At 65.2% G+C, this 555-nt stretch carries 1 protein-coding gene; it reads right to left on the bottom strand.

What is annotated here, in order from left to right:
* Positions 1–555 (bottom strand): ABC transporter ATP-binding protein (locus tag EN925_RS38860; protein WP_164894838.1); only part of this gene is annotated, 555 nt, incomplete at both ends.

Genomic DNA, 555 nt, shown 5'->3' with positions numbered 1-555 from the left:
GTTGGCCTGACGTCGATCTCATCTCCGCCGGCCGTGCGTGCCACTACTCGCCGTCGGTCGCCGAAGAAGGCGGTATCGACGATCTCGACGGCGAGTGCCACGCTTGTCGGCGTAGGCGTCAAGCGGAAGGCTTCCGGGCGCACCATCAGCCGGACGTTCTGGCCTTGGCCGAACGACGTTGTCGCCTTGACGCCGGTCACGATCGAGCCGCCGGCCAGGCGGATCGTCGATGCGCCATCTGCGGTTTGCAAATGCTCAGCCGGCAGGAAATTCGAGTTGCCGATGAAGCCGGCGACGAACTCGCTCGCCGGCCGGAGGTAAAGATCCTCGCCAGTACCGATCTGTTCGATGCGGCCTTCCCTGAACAGAGCGATGCGATCCGAAAGATGCAGCGCCTCCTCCTGGTCGTGCGTGACATAGAGGATGGTGACGCCGGTCTCGCGGTGGATGCGGCGGATCTCGGCCTGGATTTCCTGGCGCAGCTTCTTGTCGAGCGCCGACAGCGGCTCGTCCATCAGCAGGATCGGCGGGTCGTAGGCGAGCGCGCGGGCAAGC

Origin of the sequence: Mesorhizobium sp. M7A.F.Ca.US.006.04.2.1 (genome assembly GCF_004022915.1) — a bacterium.
GTDB lineage: Bacteria > Pseudomonadota > Alphaproteobacteria > Rhizobiales > Rhizobiaceae > Mesorhizobium > Mesorhizobium ciceri.
This window is presented reverse-complemented; position numbering and strand designations above follow the sequence as displayed.